General features: G+C 47.3%; 18 protein-coding genes. 4 read left to right on the top strand and 14 right to left on the bottom strand.

Translation table 11 applies throughout. The features are described from left to right. Window positions 1-30: 30 nt before the first annotated feature. The 8 genes from CHL76_RS13830 to CHL76_RS13795 form a co-directional block, all read right to left on the bottom strand. The gene (locus tag CHL76_RS13830) at window positions 31-1,863 is read right to left on the bottom strand and encodes an ABC transporter ATP-binding protein (protein WP_094908851.1); all 1,833 of its coding nucleotides are present in this window, start codon (window positions 1,861-1,863) and stop codon (window positions 31-33) included. Continuing rightward, on the bottom strand, window positions 1,860-3,578 hold the full coding sequence (locus CHL76_RS13825) for an ABC transporter ATP-binding protein (protein ID WP_094908850.1): 1,719 nt from the start codon (window positions 3,576-3,578) through the stop codon (window positions 1,860-1,862). Before CHL76_RS13825 ends, CHL76_RS13830 begins: the two co-directional genes overlap by 4 nt. Window positions 3,579-3,704: 126 nt before the next feature. Beyond that, window positions 3,705-4,586 (bottom strand): aldo/keto reductase, encoded by an 882-nt coding sequence (locus CHL76_RS13820; protein ID WP_079474413.1) that lies wholly within the window; start codon window positions 4,584-4,586, stop codon window positions 3,705-3,707. Window positions 4,587-4,653: 67 nt separating this feature from the next. Next, window positions 4,654-5,130: a GNAT family N-acetyltransferase gene (locus CHL76_RS13815; RefSeq protein ID WP_094908849.1), complete on the bottom strand. Its 477-nt coding sequence runs from the start codon at window positions 5,128-5,130 to the stop codon at window positions 4,654-4,656. Between the two features lie 99 nt (window positions 5,131-5,229). Then, window positions 5,230-5,598, bottom strand: coding sequence for a DNA replication initiation control protein YabA (gene yabA, locus CHL76_RS13810; protein ID WP_079475039.1), 369 nt, complete (start codon window positions 5,596-5,598; stop codon window positions 5,230-5,232). 31 nt (window positions 5,599-5,629) lie between these two features. Then, entirely contained in the window at window positions 5,630-6,445 is an 816-nt protein-coding gene (locus CHL76_RS13805) for a PSP1 domain-containing protein (protein WP_079475040.1), read from the bottom strand. Window positions 6,446-6,447: 2 nt separating this feature from the next. Beyond that, on the bottom strand, window positions 6,448-7,437 hold the full coding sequence (holB, locus tag CHL76_RS13800; protein WP_079474415.1) for a DNA polymerase III subunit delta': 990 nt from the start codon (window positions 7,435-7,437) through the stop codon (window positions 6,448-6,450). 16 nt (window positions 7,438-7,453) lie between these two features. Next, window positions 7,454-7,783: a cyclic-di-AMP receptor gene (locus tag CHL76_RS13795; RefSeq protein WP_079474416.1), complete on the bottom strand. Its 330-nt coding sequence runs from the start codon at window positions 7,781-7,783 to the stop codon at window positions 7,454-7,456. 266 nt (window positions 7,784-8,049) lie between these two features. Here CHL76_RS13795 and CHL76_RS13790 point away from each other — a divergent pair, with 266 nt between their 5' ends. Further along, a complete protein-coding gene (locus CHL76_RS13790; RefSeq protein WP_079474417.1) occupies window positions 8,050-9,384 on the top strand; it encodes a TolB family protein in 1,335 nt (444 codons plus the stop codon). Window positions 9,385-9,421: 37 nt separating this feature from the next. On the opposite strand, the gene CHL76_RS13785 is transcribed toward CHL76_RS13790, so the two are convergent. From CHL76_RS13785 to CHL76_RS13775, 3 genes are all read right to left on the bottom strand, one after another. Beyond that, window positions 9,422-9,847 (bottom strand): DUF948 domain-containing protein, encoded by a 426-nt coding sequence (locus CHL76_RS13785; protein WP_079474418.1) that lies wholly within the window; start codon window positions 9,845-9,847, stop codon window positions 9,422-9,424. An 83-nt stretch (window positions 9,848-9,930) separates the two neighbouring features. After that, complete coding sequence (gene tmk, locus CHL76_RS13780; RefSeq protein ID WP_094908848.1) at window positions 9,931-10,578, bottom strand: dTMP kinase; 648 nt, start codon at window positions 10,576-10,578, stop codon at window positions 9,931-9,933. Between the two features lie 6 nt (window positions 10,579-10,584). Beyond that, window positions 10,585-12,018 (bottom strand): aminotransferase class I/II-fold pyridoxal phosphate-dependent enzyme, encoded by a 1,434-nt coding sequence (locus tag CHL76_RS13775; protein WP_094908847.1) that lies wholly within the window; start codon window positions 12,016-12,018, stop codon window positions 10,585-10,587. 120 nt (window positions 12,019-12,138) lie between these two features. Between CHL76_RS13775 and CHL76_RS13770 the strand changes: the two genes are divergently transcribed. Beyond that, window positions 12,139-12,705, top strand: coding sequence for an LOG family protein (locus tag CHL76_RS13770; protein WP_094908846.1), 567 nt, complete (start codon window positions 12,139-12,141; stop codon window positions 12,703-12,705). Between the two features lie 124 nt (window positions 12,706-12,829). Then, window positions 12,830-13,738 (top strand): sulfotransferase, encoded by a 909-nt coding sequence (locus tag CHL76_RS13765; RefSeq protein ID WP_094908845.1) that lies wholly within the window; start codon window positions 12,830-12,832, stop codon window positions 13,736-13,738. Here CHL76_RS13765 and CHL76_RS13760 read toward each other — a convergent pair. Continuing rightward, window positions 13,735-14,034: a DUF3219 family protein gene (locus CHL76_RS13760; protein WP_143747466.1), complete on the bottom strand. Its 300-nt coding sequence runs from the start codon at window positions 14,032-14,034 to the stop codon at window positions 13,735-13,737. The two genes, CHL76_RS13765 and CHL76_RS13760, sit on opposite strands and share 4 nt — an antisense overlap. A gap of 169 nt (window positions 14,035-14,203) precedes the next feature. Between CHL76_RS13760 and CHL76_RS13755 the strand changes: the two genes are divergently transcribed. After that, the gene (locus tag CHL76_RS13755; RefSeq protein WP_094908844.1) at window positions 14,204-15,055 is read left to right on the top strand and encodes a YihY/virulence factor BrkB family protein; all 852 of its coding nucleotides are present in this window, start codon (window positions 14,204-14,206) and stop codon (window positions 15,053-15,055) included. 105 nt (window positions 15,056-15,160) lie between these two features. Here the strand turns inward: CHL76_RS13755 and CHL76_RS13750 are convergent, their stop codons facing one another. Continuing rightward, complete coding sequence (locus tag CHL76_RS13750) at window positions 15,161-17,425, bottom strand: glycosyltransferase (protein ID WP_094908843.1); 2,265 nt, start codon at window positions 17,423-17,425, stop codon at window positions 15,161-15,163. Window positions 17,426-17,439: 14 nt separating this feature from the next. Continuing rightward, the gene (locus tag CHL76_RS13745; protein WP_094908842.1) at window positions 17,440-18,426 is read right to left on the bottom strand and encodes an endo-1,4-beta-xylanase; all 987 of its coding nucleotides are present in this window, start codon (window positions 18,424-18,426) and stop codon (window positions 17,440-17,442) included. Window positions 18,427-18,686 lie beyond the last annotated feature (260 nt).

Below are 18,686 nucleotides of genomic sequence, written 5' to 3'. Positions count from 1 at the left end.
CTGATTTTATACTTATTCCCAGGACCCACCTCATATGTCTACCTTCTGCTGATTTGCTTGCTGAAACGCCGCATAGCGCCCCTGTTTTTGAAGAAGTTCACTGTGTGTGCCCTGTTCTGCAATTTCTCCATTATCCATTACATAAATAGTGTCTGCTTTTTCGATAGTGTTTAAGCGGTGGGCCACTACGAAGGATGTACGCCCCTCCATTAAGCGTCCCAGCGCTTCTTGTATTCTCATTTCTGTTACTGTGTCCACACTTGACGTTGCTTCATCGAGAATTAAAATTTTCGGATCGGACAGCACTGCCTTGGCAATGGAAAGCAGCTGCCGCTGGCCATGACTGAACCCGCTGCCTTCTTTTCCAAGCATCGTCTGGTAGCCTTCCGGAAGCCGCTCAATAAACGCATGGGCGTTGGCAGCTTTCGACGCTTCTATGACTTGTTCATCTGAAGCCTCCAAATTACCGTAGCGTATATTCTCCATTACAGTTTTTTCAAACAGAAAATCATCCTGCAGCACCACGCTCATCTGCTCCCGCAGGCGTTTGATATTCCACTCGGAAAGAGGAGTCCCATCCACGTAGACCTCGCCGGCTTCTGCCGTATAAAAACCAATAATTAAATTCATGACGGTCGTTTTCCCCGAACCGGTAGGACCTATAAACGCAGCCGTTTCTCCGGCATTTACGTGAAAATCAACGCCATGAAGCACTTGTTCATTTTCATAGCCAAATGAAACGTCCTGAAACTTCACTTCTCCAGAAACAGTTTTTGCTGTTCCTTCTTTTATCCGGTGATCCTCCCCTTTTTCGTCCAAAAACGAAAAAATCCTCTCGGCTCCGGCAAGCGCTGCAAAAAGGGCATTAAATTGGTTGGCTAAATCGTTCAGCGGACGGGTGAACTGACGGGAATACTCCACAAAAATAACGATTGTACCGATAGTAACTGTCCCGATACCGTAATACGCCAAAATGCCTCCTGCGCCTGCGGTGACCGCAAAGTTGATATTGTTTAAAAAGTTCATCCACTTCGGAATAAACCCGGAATATGTCTGAGCCCAGAAACCTGCATGGCGAAGGCTTTCACTTTCCTGCTCAAACTCCTGCATCACGCGCGGTTCTTTAGAAAACACCTTTACGATCGACTGGCCGGAAATGGTTTCTTCAGCATATCCGTTTACTGCTCCCACTGCCTGTTGCTGTTTCTGAAACAACAGCCTGGTCCGTTTCGTAATCCAGCGAAGGCCAACAAACATGATCGGTAAAAACAGGAGCGTAAAAAAGGTAAGTAAAGGACTGATCACCAGCATAATAATGAGAATCCCTGTAAACGTCAGCAGGCTGGTCATGATCTGTACTACTGAAGTGTTTAACGTTGTCGATATATTATCCATATCATTGGTCATTCTGCTCATGATATTTCCGTGCTTTCGTTTATCAAAAAACGAAATCGGAAGTGTCTGCAAGTGGGAAAACAGGTGGTAACGCAGCTTAAAAACCGCCTGTTGGGCGAGAGAGATCATCACATAGGTCTGGACGGTGCTCATGACTCCCCAGCCAATATACACGGCAAATAATAGTAATAAAACCGTTCCAAATCCGTCGAGCTGCTGCGGGACTAAATAATGATCAACAATGTGGCCAAGGAGCAGCGGGCCGGAAAGCATAAAGGCAGCAGTAAAAATTACACAGATAAAAACAGCGGTAAGCCGCCATTTCTGAATGGCCAGATAAGACCAAAGCCGGGCTGTCGTCTGTTTCCAGTTCTGTACCCTGTCGGTCCCGGGATGGCTGTCTTTCTTAGAAGGATCAATGTCCGGGTGTTTATACCGAAACGGTGAAGTGAGCCAGTGCTTTTTCATGTCGCCGCCTCCTTCCCGTACTGTGATTGATACAGCTGCCTGTAGAATGCAGACTCTCCATATAGTTCTTCATGGGTGCCAAAACCAATGACTTCCCCGTGCTCGAGAAGCAGCATTTTATCTGCTTTCAGCGCTGTGGAAAGCTTTTGGGTCACTAAAATGGAAGTACAAGAATACGCTTCAAGCGCGCCCAGAAATTCTGCTTCCGTTTCCGCATCCAGCGCACTCGTGCTGTCATCCAGAAGCAGGAGGCCAGGGTTGCGAAGCAACGCCCGGGCAATTGTCACCCGCTGTTTCTGGCCACCGGATAGATTCACCCCGTTCTGTCCGATCAATGTCTCCTCCTGCTCCGGCAGCGCACGCACCGTTTCCCCGAGCTGGGCCGTTTCCAGTGCTTTGTTTATTTCCTCAGTTTCCGCTCCCTCCAGTCCCCATTCTACATTCTCCCGGATCGTTCCTGAAAACAATTTTGCCTCCTGGGGCACATAGCCAATCTGGTTTCTTAAAGAAGTAATATTAAGCTCCCGGGCATCCGAATCATCGATGAGAAGCTGGCCGCTGGCCGGCTCATACAAACGAAGCATCAGTTGAAACAAAGAAGACTTGCCGGCTCCTGTCGCCCCAAGAACTGCCATTTGTTCCCCGCGTTTCACGTGAAACGTCACATTATTTAAAGCCGGAACCCGGCTCTCATTATAAGCAAAAGTTACATTCTCAAACTGAACATCTATGCTTCCTTCATCCTTCACGTTATACTGCCCCGAATTTTCTTTTTCGGTTCCTTCAAGTACTTCTTCAATCCGGGAAGCAGAAGTTCTTGCCCGGGCCAGCAACGTGATTAGCATACCTACAACACCAAGAGCCCCGGTCATTCGCGTGGCGTAATTAACTACCGCCACCACTTCGCCTACCTGAGCTTCATTGTTTTGCACAGCAGCTCCTCCAATCCAGAGCATGAGCACAATTGCAGCATTCATTAAAAACAACAGAATTGGCGAGGTAAGAGCGGTATAGCGAAATGCTTTGAGAGCGCTCGCCTGAAGGGCTTCATTCTCCATAAAAAAGCGTTTAATTTCATGCTGTTCCCGGCCAAATACCCGAACGAGCCTCAAACCACCAAGGTTTTCTTTCATTACCCTGTTTACTGCATCAATACGCTGCTGCAAACTGCCGAAATAAGTCATTCCTTTTCTCATCAGCCATGCGAGTATGAGCAATAAAAAAGGAATAAAAACCACCAGAATGAGAGCCATACGGGCGTTTACCACAAAAGCCATGATAGTCGCGCCAACCAACAGAAGCGGTGAACGAAGCATAAACCGCAACAGCATTACAATCATGTTTTGGACCTGGGTAATATCGTTGGTCAGCCTGGTAAGTAAAGAGGACTGCGGGAAGCCCTGCAGCTTTTCCAGACTTGACTCCTGGAGACGTTTATACATTTCATTGCGCAGATCAAAGCCGGTACTGTGCCCGACATGGTCAGCGAAAAAACAGTTCAGTACCCCAACACCAAAGCTGAGCAGGGCTAGGCCTGCCATCGAAAGTCCAAGGCTCACAACCAGGCCAAGGTCATTGTTTGCGAGACCTTCATCTATCAGTCGCGCAAGCAGAAGCGGCTGAAACAATTCAACCGACAATTCAATCAAAAGCAGAAAAAAAGACAACACCGCTGCTGCTTTATAAGGACGAACGTAACGTAAAATAGTTTTCATCAAAAGACTCCTTGCACATTTCTGCCCGCGTAATGAATTATTTATATTTTAGCACATGCCTATGATTAATTTCTTCTCTGTACGGCACAAAAACCGGCCTTCTCCTAAGAAAAGGCCGGCTGGCAGCTACACGATGTCGAGTGGTTGTTTTGTCTGCGGCTTTGGAAAAGCGCGGTCCAGCATTTCCAGTTCTTCATTTGCCAGCGTCACACTTGCCGCCCCGGCATTCTCCCGCACATGTGCCGGATTGGACGTCTTCGGAATGCTTAACACCATACCGGATTGAATGGTCCAGGCGAGGGCAATCTGAAGCGGCGTCATACTCCGGCGTTCAGCGATTTCTTGTAAGGTACGGCTTTCCCCAAGCGTTCGCCCTCCTCCCTGATCGAGCGGGCAATAGGCAATTACCGGCATCTGCTGCTCCTTCATCCACGGCATCAGATCAAACTCAATGCCCCTTGAAGCCAGATGGTACAGTACTTGATCGCAGACGGCGTTGTTTCCGTGCTCGAGCGATAGCAGTTCTTTCATATCCCTTACGTCCAGGTTAGAAACACCCCAACGCTTAATTTTTCCGTCTGCCTTTAATTTTTCCATATCCCGTACGGTCTCTTTGAGAGGGATACTCCCGCGCCAGTGAAGTAAATACAAGTCCAGCTGATCTACACCGAGACGACTGAGAGATCCTTCACAGGCTTCTTCAAGTTTTTTGCCGCCGGCATTATTCGGGAGAACTTTAGAAACGAGGAAAGCTTCCTCCCTCCTGCCTTTCACCGCCTCTCCGACAAGCTCTTCTGCTTTACCGCCGCCATACATTTCCGCTGTATCGATGACCGTCATTCCGCAATCAAGACCTGTACGAAGAGCCTCTATTTCCTGCTGCCTTAAACCGGAATCATCACCCATATGCCAAGTGCCCTGGCCAAGTGATGGTAGTACAGTGCCGTCCCGGAGAGTTACCGTACACGCCTGTACATATTCTTTAATAGTATTCGAGGTGCTGCTCATGGGTCATCCATCCTTTCACTCTGTTTTTTGTACCACCGGGAGCTTCTTTAAAAGCAAGTCAAACTTTTTACCTGTGCAGCTGTTTTTTCATTATTATCGTTTTTAACGGCGTTTCCATAAACAATTCTGTGAAGCGTTCCGTTTCCAGAAAGCCCTGCTTCTGGTAAAAAGCTTCGGCGCCGGCATTGCCCTCCTCCACATAAACCGTCATTAACTTTTTTTCGACAGAAACATATTCCCTCCCAACATCAAACAGCTTCTGGCCCCACCCAGCCCGTTGATGCTCCGGCAGTACGTAAAGAGCTGCAAGCTCTGCCTCCTCCTGCTGCACCACATTGATATAGCCGATCAGCCTGCTCCCGGTAACAGCCGCTAAAAAAATGGATTCCCTGCGTTTAACGTCAAACATTTTTTTAGAATATGCAGTTTCCATAAACGCCTGCCTTGTCGAGGCCGGGATTAAATTTTCATATGTGTGCTCCCACGTTATTTCAGCTACCCGGCGCACCGCTTCATAATCTTCATCTTCTACTAGCCTGATCACTTTATGTCCTCCTATTTAAGAAACGTCTTCCTGAACGTCCTGAAGATATAAACGAAACCGCTTGTCTTTACAGACAGGCGGTTTCAGATAGCTTATGCTTTATTTTTGGTTCAAAAAGGAAAGACAGAATAAACAGTCTCCATCCGTACGCAGACTCCCATAATGCATATTACAAATGTGGAAGCCTTCATGGTACAGGCGGGCAAGGTTGTCATACCCTTCTCCCATACTGCTTGCCTGAATGCGGCTCGGGCCTGGCTGAGAGGTACCCCCGGCTAATTCCTTTTCCTGCACCTCTTCGCCGCTGTCCTCCACGCGCTGGCGCAGATGCTGATTTTCGAGTACGAGTGCCTGATTTTCTTCAATCAGCATCGCCAGCTGTTCTTTGAGCTCCCCCAATTCATCATGGAGTCTTCCGATCCGCTCTTCCATATGAATCACCTGGGAAAAGATTTCTTTTTTATCCACTCGCACCCCCCCTTTTCCGTCCGTATGGCTGTTATCCTGCGATGAAGCCTTCATCCAGCAGTTCGTCCAGCGAAAATTCCAACACTCTCTCTTCTTCTGCATAATTTACCTGGACGAGGCGTTCTAAAATATTGATGCCGGCTACTTTTCCTTTGCCTTCCGGAGTGTTGATATGTTCTCCTACGTCGGGCATTTCACGCTTAGCTGTTTCATAATGATCATTTTCATATTTCAAACAGCACATAAGCCTTCCGCACAGACCGGAAATCTTTGCCGGATTTAAGGAAAGATTCTGATCTTTTGCCATCTTAATGGAAACCGGTTCAAAATCTCCAAGGAACGTCGAACAGCACAGCATTCTTCCGCAAGGGCCTATGCCACCGAGCATTTTGGCCTCATCCCGAACACCGATCTGCCGGAGTTCAATTCTTGTACGAAACTGAGAAGCTAAATCCTTCACCAGCTGGCGGAAATCCACCCGCCCTTCAGCCGTGAAGTAAAACAAAATTTTATTTCGGTCAAAAGTATACTCCACGTTTACCAGATTCATATCCAGCTGGTGTGTGGCAATTTTATCGCAGCCAAGATCATATGCTTCTTGCTCCAACTGTTTATTTTCTTTAACAGCAGCATGATCATCTTCGTTGGCAAGCCTCATGACTTTTTTTAACGGCAGCACGACGTCGTCGCCGCTGACCTGTTTATTTTCAAGCACTACTTTTCCGTACTCAATTCCTCTCGCCGTTTCTACTATGACCCAGCTTTCTACCTGTGCGTCATGACCATTTGGGGAAAAGTAATAAATCTTTCCCGCCTTTTTAAACCGAACGCCTACTACATCATGCAATGTCATGATCCCTCCTGTAACTGGATCAGCAGATGTTCCATTAGAAGCTGCGCATTCGCATTGGCCCGGAGCCGGCGCTTTGCTTCTAAAATTGCCTGCAGTCGGGCAACGACCTCCATTTCTGAAAAACGAAGGGCTACTCGTTCCAACGTCGCTTTTTGATCGAAGTATGTGATGTCATCCGAACCGTATGTGATCGACAGGAGGTCGCGATACCAAAAAAGCAGCATATCTAAGCCGATGTCCAGTTCTTCTCTATCTGAAAAATGTCCAAGCCATTTATCCTGTAGTGTCAATAATGCACTGTGAAGGCGCTGATGCACCTCTTCCGTTAATTGTATCACTAGATTTCGGCCCTGTACAATCCACTCAGCCTGTGCCGCCTCGTTTTCACGCTCTGGCACATGAGGAAGCTTTGCAAGCAGGCCGGCTGCAATTTCCCCTGTGCCCTCCCTTTCCTGAAACAGACGGCGCCGCCGTTCAATGGATGGGGGAGAGAACGAAATCTTTTGGGCACGGGACTGGATAGTGTCCAAAAGGAAATGCGCATTCTCTGTTAATAAAATTGCCAGTGTCGGGCTTTCCGGTTCTTCGAGAAACTTCAGCAGGCTGTTGGCCGCACTTGCCGTCATCCGGTCCGCGTCTTCGATAATATAAATTTTTAACCGGGCTTCCATTCCTTTGTAAGTGAATTCTTTTTGAAGCATCTCCACTTGTGCTTTTTTAATCGAAGCACCTTCCGGCTGTAAAAACATTACTTCCGAATGATTCCCGTGCGTGATCCTGCGGCATTCCCGGCATTCTCCGCACGGCGCAGGGACGTCTTTTCCCACGCAAAAAAAGCGCTGTGCCATTAAAAGCGCTGTTTCGCGCTTGCCGGCACCCGCTTTTCCTTCAAATATATAAGCATGGGCCACGCGGTCTTTGTTCATGCTTCTTTCCAACAGCGACATTACTGTAGGCTGTTCTTCCTGCATGGCTTCCCAACTCATATTGATCTCTCCGTCTTTAATATTTTTCAAACTCTTCTACGTTTAATTGAAACACAGTCGCTCCGCCAACCTGCACTTCGACAGGATACGGTACATAGGAATCTGCATTTCCGCCCATAGGTGAAACAGGAGCGACGAGCTGTTCCCGGGTTTTGCAGTTTTCCTGGATGACTTTTTTTACTTCATCCACCTGCTCATCTTCCACGCCGATTAAAAACGTAGTGCTCCCGGCTTTCAAAAAACCACCAGTACTCGCGAGCTTGGTTGCCTGGAAATTTGCTTCTACGAGCGCATTAGACAACCGGTTACTATCTTTATCCTGCACCACAGCTACTAACAGCTTCATGCTCCGTACCTCCTATTTCGTCCAATTCCACAATATTTATTACTTTTATTTTACTGTATATACAGGAAAAAGTGAAGCATGCCAGCAAAACAGCCGTTTTTTTACACACGGGATCGATCCCTTAAGCCTACGACTTTTTTATCAATATACAGGAACAAATACACCAGAATTGAAGCCAGATATAAAATATGGAATACTTCAAGTAACAGTTTCCTACTTATGACATTGCTGATCTATTAGATTAACGAAGAAAGGAAGTTAGACTCATGCGCTTTCCCCGCTGGCTGATCCGGGCCGTCCTTATTACTGCCGTCTTATTAATAGGTTCAACAGCTATCGGTTATTCCAAGGCCGAAGACCCTTACCGGTCCTTTAATGGAATGGGAAGCAGTGTCTCTGTTGCTCCTTCTGATGATAAATTAGCTTTTACTTACATTAAGGACGGACAGGAAAAAATTTACACTTCCACCACTGGCGGTAAAAACCCCGAACCGGTTACTGACCTTGATCAGCCGCAGTTTTCGCCCTCTTTTCATCCGCATTCGCCGGACGATATTCTGTTCTTATCCGAACAGAAAAACTCGGTTCGCTCTCTTTATACAGCAGAGACACCAAGCAGCCAGGTTGAACGATTAACCGGCAGTGAACTTCATGTGCGTGATGCTGCCTATTCCCCGGATGGCACGCTCATTTACTTCTTAGGCATGCCAGCGGAGGCATGGAAATCGGCAGGCCGAAACACGGAGGAAGGATTTAATATTTACTCCATGCCCGCGGACGGGGGAGCTTATAAAAAAATTACCAGTGAAAGCAAGTATTTGATGGGGAATATTTCTCCTGACGCTACGGGAAACATGCTTTTATACACATACACCGAAGGCCCTGAAGATGAAATACACGTAGGGATGAAAACCCTGAATAACAAAGTATACGAAGAACATATTGAATTTGCGAATAACCTCCCCGGAGGACTGTACAACCCGACAGCTTCGCCGTCAGAAAGCCTCTATGCCTACACAACCAATGTCGCTTCGAGTCAGGAGCCAAGCTACCAGTACGATTTATTTTTGTATGATCTTGAAGAGATGCAGGCTAAACGATTGACCAATCATGAAAGTAACATTGAATCTCCTTCTTTCTTTCATCACTCGAAGGATATTGCCTACATGCACCAGAAAAACTGGCCGGAGGAACCGGCGGAGTTTGAACTGCGTATCGTAAATAGCGAAACCGGGGCTGATGAAGTGGTGCCCGTCAATATGAATCAAGCCGGTGATTCGCTTCTTGCAGCAGGGCTTGGGGCAGCCCAGAAAGCCGTTAATGTATATGTGATTGGTTTTTTCTATACCCTGTTTGGCAGCTGGTTCATTATTGCTGCGCATAAAAAATACCGCCCGCTTCTAGTCGGGGCGGCAAGCACCGTAGCTGTCCTGGGAGTGTGGGTCTTCTGCCGTATCGGGGAAGCCTCTTACCCGTGGCTTGCTGCTGTCTGTTCAGGGCTGATAGTGCCGCTTTTAATCTGCACCGGCATCTTATTTCTATTCGGGTTAATCCAGTCGTATCGTCTGAATATCCGTGAATATAAAGCTTCCTCCCAGTAAAAAAGCAGCCAGGAGAAATATCTCCGGCTGCTTTTATCTATGCCTGCTTACGGTTTTTCCATTTCGCATACAGGTCGACCACCGTGTCGCCAATATCGCGTATTTGGGCCACCTGTTCATTTTCTTTCGTACGCTTTTGATTTTCGTGAAGTGTTTCTGTAGCTACTGCACGCGTCGCTATATGATATTTACCTACAGCTTCTTTGGACTCCTTCAGCGTATTTGTAAATTCCTGGATCGTTTCCATATCCCGATTGACGGAATCATTAATAACCTCCAGGCGCTGGGTCAGTGTCTCTGACTCATTAATTAAACCATCTGTTTTCTTTTGAATGCGCTCCATTGTTTCATTGATGGTTTTCATCTGGGAAGATGCTGCTTTAACAGCCTGCACTACACCGATAACTAACCAGACAAGTGCCAAAACAATAATAGCGATACTTACATATAAAATAGCAATCATCTGTCCGGCTCCTTTCTTGCGATATTTTCCTAATACCTTTTCCCGTTTTTATTTTATAGTATGTACTGAATTTATATTCGTCCTTAATTTTTTGCATTTAAGTAATTCTGGACTTTTTCCCTGCAGTCCTGGAACACTTTTTCCAACGGTTGCTCGGCGTCAATTCTTTTAATGCGTGACGGGTATTTTTCTGCTAGCGTCATATACGCTTCATGTACTTTTGAGTGAAACCGGGCGGCTTCATTGTCCAGGCGATTCCATTCCCTTTCTTCAGCCCGCTGGATTCTTGCTATCCCTTCCTCAGGATCCACGTCCAGCATCAGCGTGAGATCCGGCATGCATCCTTCAATAGCAAACTCATTGACAGCTGCCACTGCATCCATGCCGAGGCCTCTTGCGGCCCCCTGGTAGGCGAGGCTGCTATCGACGAAACGGTCACAGAGTACTACAGCACCTTCGGCAAGAGCCGGAAAAACCCGTTCCACCAGGTGCTGGCGTCTTGCAGCAGCGTATAAAAGTGCTTCAGTACGTGCATCCATTTCTGAATATTCCGGCTCAAGCACCAGGCTCCGAATTTTTTCAGCAATCGGAATGCCCCCGGGCTCTCTTGTTTTTACCACTTTGAACCCGTTTTCCTGAAGCCATTTTTCAAGAGCTGTAATAACCGTCGTTTTTCCGGAGCCTTCCCCCCCTTCTAATGTAATAAAGTTTCCTTTGCTGGTATCCTGCATATAACTCTATCCTTTCTTCGTCATTTTCACTTTTACAAAAAAACGATTTTCTTCTTTCCTGCCACCCTGCAGGCGTCCTCCGCCCTCCAAACGATTACGGACATATCGGATTCTCTCCGCCTTCAAGCTTTCACCCTCAAGCCAAAGAGGAATGCCCGGAGGATAGGGGATCAGCGGCGCTGCGGCGATTCTTCCCTCTGCGTTTTCAAGCCTCACCCACTCTTCTTCACCTCGCTTTTCTTCCCGTACTCCTTCGGAAAACCGCGGAAATAATGCAAGCATAGAAGAAGCCTGGTTCCGATGTTCCGGCCGGCGTTCAAGTCCTTCCCACACCCTTTTAACAGCCTGCCAGGGGAAATTAATGTCAGCGTTGGTTAAAGGGAGTGTCCAGAGCACATAACTGCTTCCGGCCAGCTCGGAATAGATATGCTCTTGCTCGAGAGCCTGCTGCACTTCCCATCCCGTGTATCCTGGAGGCACTGGTATCACCCATTTTAGTGGGTCAGCGGCTACAGCATCCGGCGGCTGTATCAGTCTGCGGCCAATGGCTGCTTCGAGCTGCTGCTTTTGAAACGAAAGCTGTTCAGCGTTCCAGCCCTGATGCTGTATCGTATGTACGTAATGACGGGCAGCGTCGAGGGAAGCAAGCAGCAGGTAAGAGGGGCTGCTCGATTGCAGTACTCGCAAATAATGCGATAAACGTTCGCGGGAGACGCGGGCGCCGGAGACATGCAGATACGCGCTCATGGTAAGAGCCGGAAGCATTTTATGCGCGGACTGGACGACCACATCTGCCCCCTGGGCAAGAGCTCCCTTTGGGAACAGCGGACTTGCTGCAAAGTGGGCTCCGTGGGCTTCGTCCACCAGCAGCACCCCCTCCTTCTGGTGCACAAACTCTGCAAGGGAGGCAATATCACTGCTCCATCCCTCATACGAGGGGGAGGTGATAATCAGCCCTTTTAGCTCCGGGTAACGATCCCATGCCTCCACTAATATTTCCCGGGAAATACCGATGGGCATCTGGGTGCGTTCGTCTATTTCCGGGCGCGCAAATACTGCTCGCACACCGGCAAGCTTTAATGCGTTCATTACTGATTTATGCGCGTCACGCTGCACGAGCACCTGCTCTCCCGGGGAAAAAGCGGCCAGCACCATCGCAAGATTTCCCGTTGTAGACCCGTTAATTAAAAACCAGGTTTTTTCGGCTCCGAACACTTCCGCCGCCAGGCCCTCGGCTTCTGCAATCCCCTCTTCAGGCTCGTGCAGATCATCGAGTCCGGTGATTTCTGTAAGGTCGTAAGGAAGTATTCTTTCCCATTCCCGCAATGATACTGGGAAAACAGCGCCGTTTTTATGCCCCGGTACATGAAAGGACGCCGGTTGGCCCTTAATATGCTGCTGTACCATGCGTACAATAGGCTGATCCTGTTGGGAAGTCATGTTATTTACGCCCCCTTTTCATCTACCTTTTTATCTTAACATGAAAATTTGCCTGTTCTTTCTCTTTTTTTACTCGTGCTATACTATTCAGTGATTGAGATATAAAAGGAGAAATGCCCGATGAAAAGCATTGCTGTATTTTGCGGCTCCCGCCTCGGACGCGACCCTGTGTATAAAGACTCGGCAGAAGCTCTTGGCCGGGAGATAGCCTCCTCCGGCTGTGTACTGGTCTACGGTGGCTCCGATGCCGGAACCATGGGCCGGTTGGCGGATGCCGCCCTTGAAGCAGGCGGTGAAGTTATTGGAGTCATACCCGATAAACTTATCGAGCGCGAAATTGCCCATCCGTCTTTAAGCAAACTTTATACGGTATCTACGATGCATGAGCGAAAAGCCAGGATGGCAGAGCTCGCCGATGGTTTCATTGCACTTCCAGGCGGCCCCGGTACTCTCGAAGAGTTTTTTGAAATGTTTACATGGGCCCAAATAGGTTTGCATCATAAACCGTGCGCCCTTTTAAATATTCACCATTATTACGATCATCTGCTTCAGTTTTTCAATCATATGGAACAAGAGCAGTTCCTCCCCGCTGACCACCGCGATAAAGTTATCGTTTCCTCCTCTCCGAAGGAACTTCTTCAACAGCTTTGCGAAAGCGCCGGGGCTGAAAAGAAATCCTACGAGTAGCAGGCGCACGGCCGGGCCTGCGCTTTCATTTTTTCCATTAGCACTTCACTCGGCTAAACGCTTTGCGGAGCTTCATTTTTTTCGTTATGATAATAATAATTAAACAAATTATGCGGAGGAACCTATGCGAAAAAAAGTGTTTATACATATCGGTTTTCATAAAACAGCAACTACATTTCTACAGCAGAATGTATATCCTAAACTAAAGCAGGAAATCAAATACATACGGAAAAAACGAATTAATCAGGAACTGTATGATTTACGGCTGAAACGGCTGAACGATGAAAACATTCATACGATCCGCACGAACATTGAAGCGTTTATGGAGCCGGACAAGCCGGTGCTTATCTCCTATGAGGGCCTTTCGGGCAGCCCGTTTTCCCAAAAGAAATCAAAAAATAATCTAAAGGTGCTTGAAGACCTCCGCCGCACGTTTCCAGCAGATACATATGACACCCATATTATCGTCGGCGTCCGGGATCAGATTGACCTGTTAACTTCCCTTTATGTACAATATCTTCATCAGGGTGGGTACAAAAGTGCCAAAACCTTATTTAAAGATTGGGAAGACCACGGCATTCTGGATCATTACCATTATTACCACTATCTTCAGAAGGTTGAAGAGATTTTCGGCCCGGAGAATTATTATCTCCTCCAGTACGAAAATTTCCGCAATGATGAATACGGTCAGATTTTGCAGCTGCTTCAGTATATGGGCATCGACCGCGTGCCAAAATACAACCGCTCCAAACTGAACCGGAGCTATGGCGTCATGCAGGCGGTAATCGCCCGCAAACTGAACTATTTCGTTAAAACGCCGCTGAACCCAAAAGGAAAAATTCCCATCGCCGATATCCCAAAGATCGGCATTGTGTCTCCACGTCGGCTGCTTCAAAATAACGCCAGCTTTGCTCTTCATTATAAACGCTACACCCTTCCGGTAAATCTTCAAAAAGTGCTGCAGCTGAAGTATCAGGAGGATAATGAAAAACTTGCAGAAGCTTATCATATTAAGGACTATTCTAAAAGCTAACCGAAGAGCTGCGGCTCTTCGGTTAGCTTTTCAATCAATGCCAGCGTATAACGGCTCCTGCTTCCGGGCTCGTACAGGTTCACCGTATCCGTAGAATACTGCAGAATTTCAGCCTGGAATGGTTCTGATTCCCCAACCTGCACGTTAAAATCGTTTTCGTAGAGCAGTACCGTTACATCATGGTATTCCTCATGGGTGACCAGAAACGTAAATTCAACAAGTTGTTTTCCTTCTTCCGTACGATCGTATCTCCGCAACGTTTCCTCCTGAAACGCCCGGCTGTCTATATAAATCATTCTTTTTCCTCCTTTCATTCTCCACTTTATTTTGATCCATCAATCCCCTATGCACAATAAATATGCCCCTTCTGCTTTCCCGGCAGTTTAAGCCCGCCCTCCTGGTGGTACGGTAAGGAAAGGATGTATATAATATATCACCAAGCTGCAAAGAGAGGGGTATAAACATATGAACACTATCAAATCTTATATTAAAGAACTGATGGGCGAATTTAAAAAGGACGATCTCCCTTTACTTGCTGCTGCCCAGTCCTACTATTACCTGCTTTCCATTTTTCCAATGATGATTTTAATACTCACTATCCTCCCCTTCCTTAATATTGATTCCCAGGCCGTAGTCACGCTTGTACAGAATACTGCGCCAAGCGGTATGACATCTATTCTCGAGGAAAATATTCTGAGTATCGTGGAAACACCGCGGGGCGGGCTTTTCACTGTTGGTCTGATCGGCGCTTTATGGTCAGCATCAAACGGTATTAACGCCTTTATTAATGCCTCCAACACAGCTTATGATGTCGAAGAAACACGTTCCTTCTTTAAAGTCCGCGGCCTTTCCATTGCCCTGACGCTCGGCATGATTATTGCGCTTGCTGCCGCTCTTATTCTTCCCATATTCGGCAATCTGATTATTAATTTTATTAATGCCACTGTCAGCCTTCCACCACAGACGGCGCTGCTGTTTCAAATTCTGCGGTGGGTCGTAGCTTTGACCGTGATGTCAGCTGTGCTTCTCGTATTATATCGTTTTGCTCCTAACAAAACGTTAAAATGGAAAGAAATTCTCCCCGGTGCTATTACTTCTGCCGTGCTTTGGCAGCTAATATCTCTCACTTTTTCCTTTTATGTCAGCAACTTCGGCAACTACTCTGCCACTTACGGAAGCCTTGGCGGTATTATTATTCTGATGCTTTGGTTTTTCCTGACCGGGTTGATTTTAATGATCGGTGCTGAACTGAACGTTATTTACCACCGCCGGCGAGGAAACTCCTCCTCTTCTTCCGAGTCCCCGGAACAAACGTAACCCCGGGAGTTGCCGTTTCTTTCTAAAAGCTTAATATGCTTTACCTTTACTGTAAAAAACAACAAGAGGAAGGCTCCTGCTGCCAGGAAGCCTTCCTCTTTTGCTTTATTTAGCTGATGCCTGATGAGTGCTGCTTTCCTGTAAAAACTGCATTCCCACCCATGTTTTGCGGCCACGCTGCTGGATCCACTGGGTACGCGCATAGTTATCCGGAAAATGGTCTTCGCTTCCCGAAATATAGACAATATCCCCTGGCTGAATACTTTTAATGTTTTTCACCTGTACCCGGCAGCCGCTCATACTGTAATCCTTAACTACTGCTTCATGAATAACGTTGTTTACTTTTACAGTGGCAGACATATTCACCTGCTCCCGGACAGCCATTCGTTTTGCCTGAGCCGGCTGTTTTTCCGTGCCCCTGAAAAATTTCAGGAAGGCTCTGCCGAGGGATGACCGCTCGTAAATTCGCTTCGTATAAATATCTGTCATCTCCAAAAACATGACCTGAATCAAGCTCCGGTACTGTTCGAGGGTCACATTTTGAAATTTGCCTCCGGCAGCTGCAGCGTTTTCTGCCTGATCGCCGACCCATAATTTGTGTACGCGAAGGCCGTTAATCGGCCCGGCGCTTAGCGTAAACTGCTCTTCCTGTGAAAGCCAAGCCTTTGCTTCCGGGTTAGCTACTTCAAAACGCACCCCAGTCTCGCTTAAATCCAGTACTTTACAAGGAAGCTTTTTTCCTCCGGCAGAAACGGTGCCATTCAGTTCTACTTTGTGCCGTTCAGCCCCGCGAAAACGCGGACGTTCCACGGAAACCATCAAGGCCAGTACAAGAGCTATCGCATTATAAAGAATCCAGAAAATGTTAATATACAGCACGTCTTCATTTTGAAAAAGTGTCAGTGGTGTAACGAAGTGCAATAGCACTCTCGCCAGGGCAATAAAAGTAAGCGCAAGCAGTACCAGATAAGGAATACTGACCCTCCATAGAAACTGGCGGCGGTCGTTTTGAATTCCTTTGGCGGTGACATTAAACTTGATGTTTTTCCGCATAAACGCTTCTGTAATTACCGAGATAGCCATATACGGGGCCATTGCCACTTCATAAACATGACTCCATAGAACTGTCCGTTTTTGGTCGGACATTAACCGGAAGGCCAGCTGGGACGAAAGAAATGCCGGCAGCCAGTAAAGCACGAGCGTTTCAAACTCTGCATTCAGACTGTAAATGGAAAAAATCAAAAATAGCAGTGGCGCAAGCAGGAAAATCATTTTGTACACGCCGAAAAACCAATAATTGATGCCGTCCATATACAACAGCCGCTGCATGAAGGACAACCCTTTTATTTTCATCGGATTCCATTTCCGGGTGACTTGAATATTACCCCGGCACCAACGGTCTCTCTGCTTTAAAAGGTCGGCATATGTTTCCGGGGCAAGACCGACGGCCAGTGTTTCATTTACAAATACCGTCTTTTGTTCCCCGGTCTGAAGGAGCATGCCGGTAGCCATGTCTTCGGTGATCACGCCCGTCGCAAATCCGCCGATATCCTCAAGTGACTGCCTACGGAACAAAGCATTGCTGCCTACGTACATAGTGGCATTAAAGCGGTCTTTTCCTTCTTCAAGCCTGCGCATGAAAAAGTCCTGCTCATTCGTAATATTGTCTTCAAAAAACAAATTATACTGAAAAGGGTCTGCGTTATAAAATACCTGCGGGGCCTGGACGAAAGACACTTTTTCATCCTTAAACTGCCCCAGGGTACGCTCCAGAAATTCGGCTTTCGGTACCATATCCGCATCCATCGTGACGACTATTTCTCCATCAGTTTTCGTTAACGCGTCGTTCAGGTTGCCGGCCTTGGCGTGCTCGTTGCCGGGCCTGGAAATATAGCCCACGCCTAAGCTTTCCGCAAGCCGGCGCACTGATTCTCTTTTCCCGTCATCACAGACGTATACCTTCAGCAGATCTTCAGGATAGCGCATCATTGTGCACGCAATCATGGTTCGCTTCAGGAGGTCTTCGGGTTCATTATATGTGGCAATGTACACATCAACTGTAGGCAGGCTTTCCAGCTCTGAGAGTGGAATATGTTCTCGCTTGAATGGTCTCCAGGATAAAATCGTAAACACAATTGACTGGAAATACCCCATTACTTCTGTAGCCAGTAAAAGAATCCCGGCGATGAAGCTGATAACACCAATTGTCGGGATCGTTTCAGCCGCCCGCCAAAAAAGATAAACAGCATTAACGATAAGAAAAAGGGAGAGCAGTATGTGCCGGGACCAAGTCCATCTTTTCGCTGAAAAATACAGCAGCATTAGTACAATTATTTCTGCAGTGATGATATACCAGAATGTGTCGTTCATGTCCTGCCTCCCTACTATAGCATTTGATTAAAAATAAACGTGCGTTTGATCCGTTCGTACGCAGGCTTTGCTTTCCAGCTGCTGTCAAAGAGCAGCGGCTCGCCGCTTGCTGCCTCCTGCTCCGTGACCCAGCTTTCTGTATCACCGACACCCCAGACGGTAAGCCCTTTGCAGGAGGGCTCTTCCATACAGGCGCTCGTCACATCTGCATAAATATCTGCCTGCTTCTCCAGGCGTTCCTCACGGGAAGCATCCAGGTTCTGAAGTTTTACATCCAGTTCCGTTACAGCTGTTTCAAAGCCCTCCGCCCCCCAGCGCCGGAGGTTTTTTTGCATTTTCTCCTTTGAAAACCTCGGGTCGGCAGCATCTATATGAGTCTGCATGCCAATACCATCAATTGGAACACCTTCGTCTTTCCACCTTTTCAGAGCTGCAAACATGGCTTCTGTTTTTTCATTTGTCATTTCGTTACCGTAATCGTTATAGTACAGCTTTGCTTCCGGAGCCGCTTCACGTGCCCACTCGAAAGCCAGAGGAATGTATTCAGGCCCGATATGCTCCAACCAGATTGTTTCTCTGTAGCTTCCATCATCATTCCATGCCTCGTTGACCACGTCCCATTCGTTGACACGTTCCCTGTAGTGGCCGGCCATGGTCTGTACATGGTCTTTCAGCACCTTCCTGGCACTTTGTTCATCCACTACCGTTTCATAAACCCACTCCGGCAGCGCTTCTCCCCAAACGAGCGGATGGCCGCGAACCTTCATGTTATTCTGTTCGGCAGCTTGTACAATCTCGTCGGCTTTTTGAAAATTATATTCCTCGGGGGCTGGATGCGCAGCATCCATTTTCATCTCATTTTCCACCGTAACGCTGCTGAATTCTTCAACGAGCAGGCTTTCGTACTTTTCGTTTTCTGTAAGAGGGTCCCAGCGCACCGAAGCCCCGAGATAATGTCCGGTCTCCTCCGCATTTTTACCAAGCGAAGCGTTTGATTTCATTACAAACCATCCCCCTGCCCCCGCCAAAAGTAAGACCAGAAGCCCGACTGTTATAAAAAGGACCTTCTTCAAAGCAGCATTTTCTCCTTTTTATCTATTATCATTATAAAGACCTCTTATGTTGCAGGTTTGCTAACAATTATTTCCATTAAAAATAAAAAAGAGACAGAATCCCCGTTGATACGGTACGATGACATCGACGAAAACACCATCGAGAAAGGATTCTGCCTCATGTCTACCGTATCATATTCCTCCTGCAT

Origin of the sequence: Marinococcus halophilus (genome assembly GCF_002265875.1) — a bacterium.
GTDB lineage: Bacteria > Bacillota > Bacilli > Bacillales > Marinococcaceae > Marinococcus > Marinococcus halophilus.
This window is presented reverse-complemented; position numbering and strand designations above follow the sequence as displayed.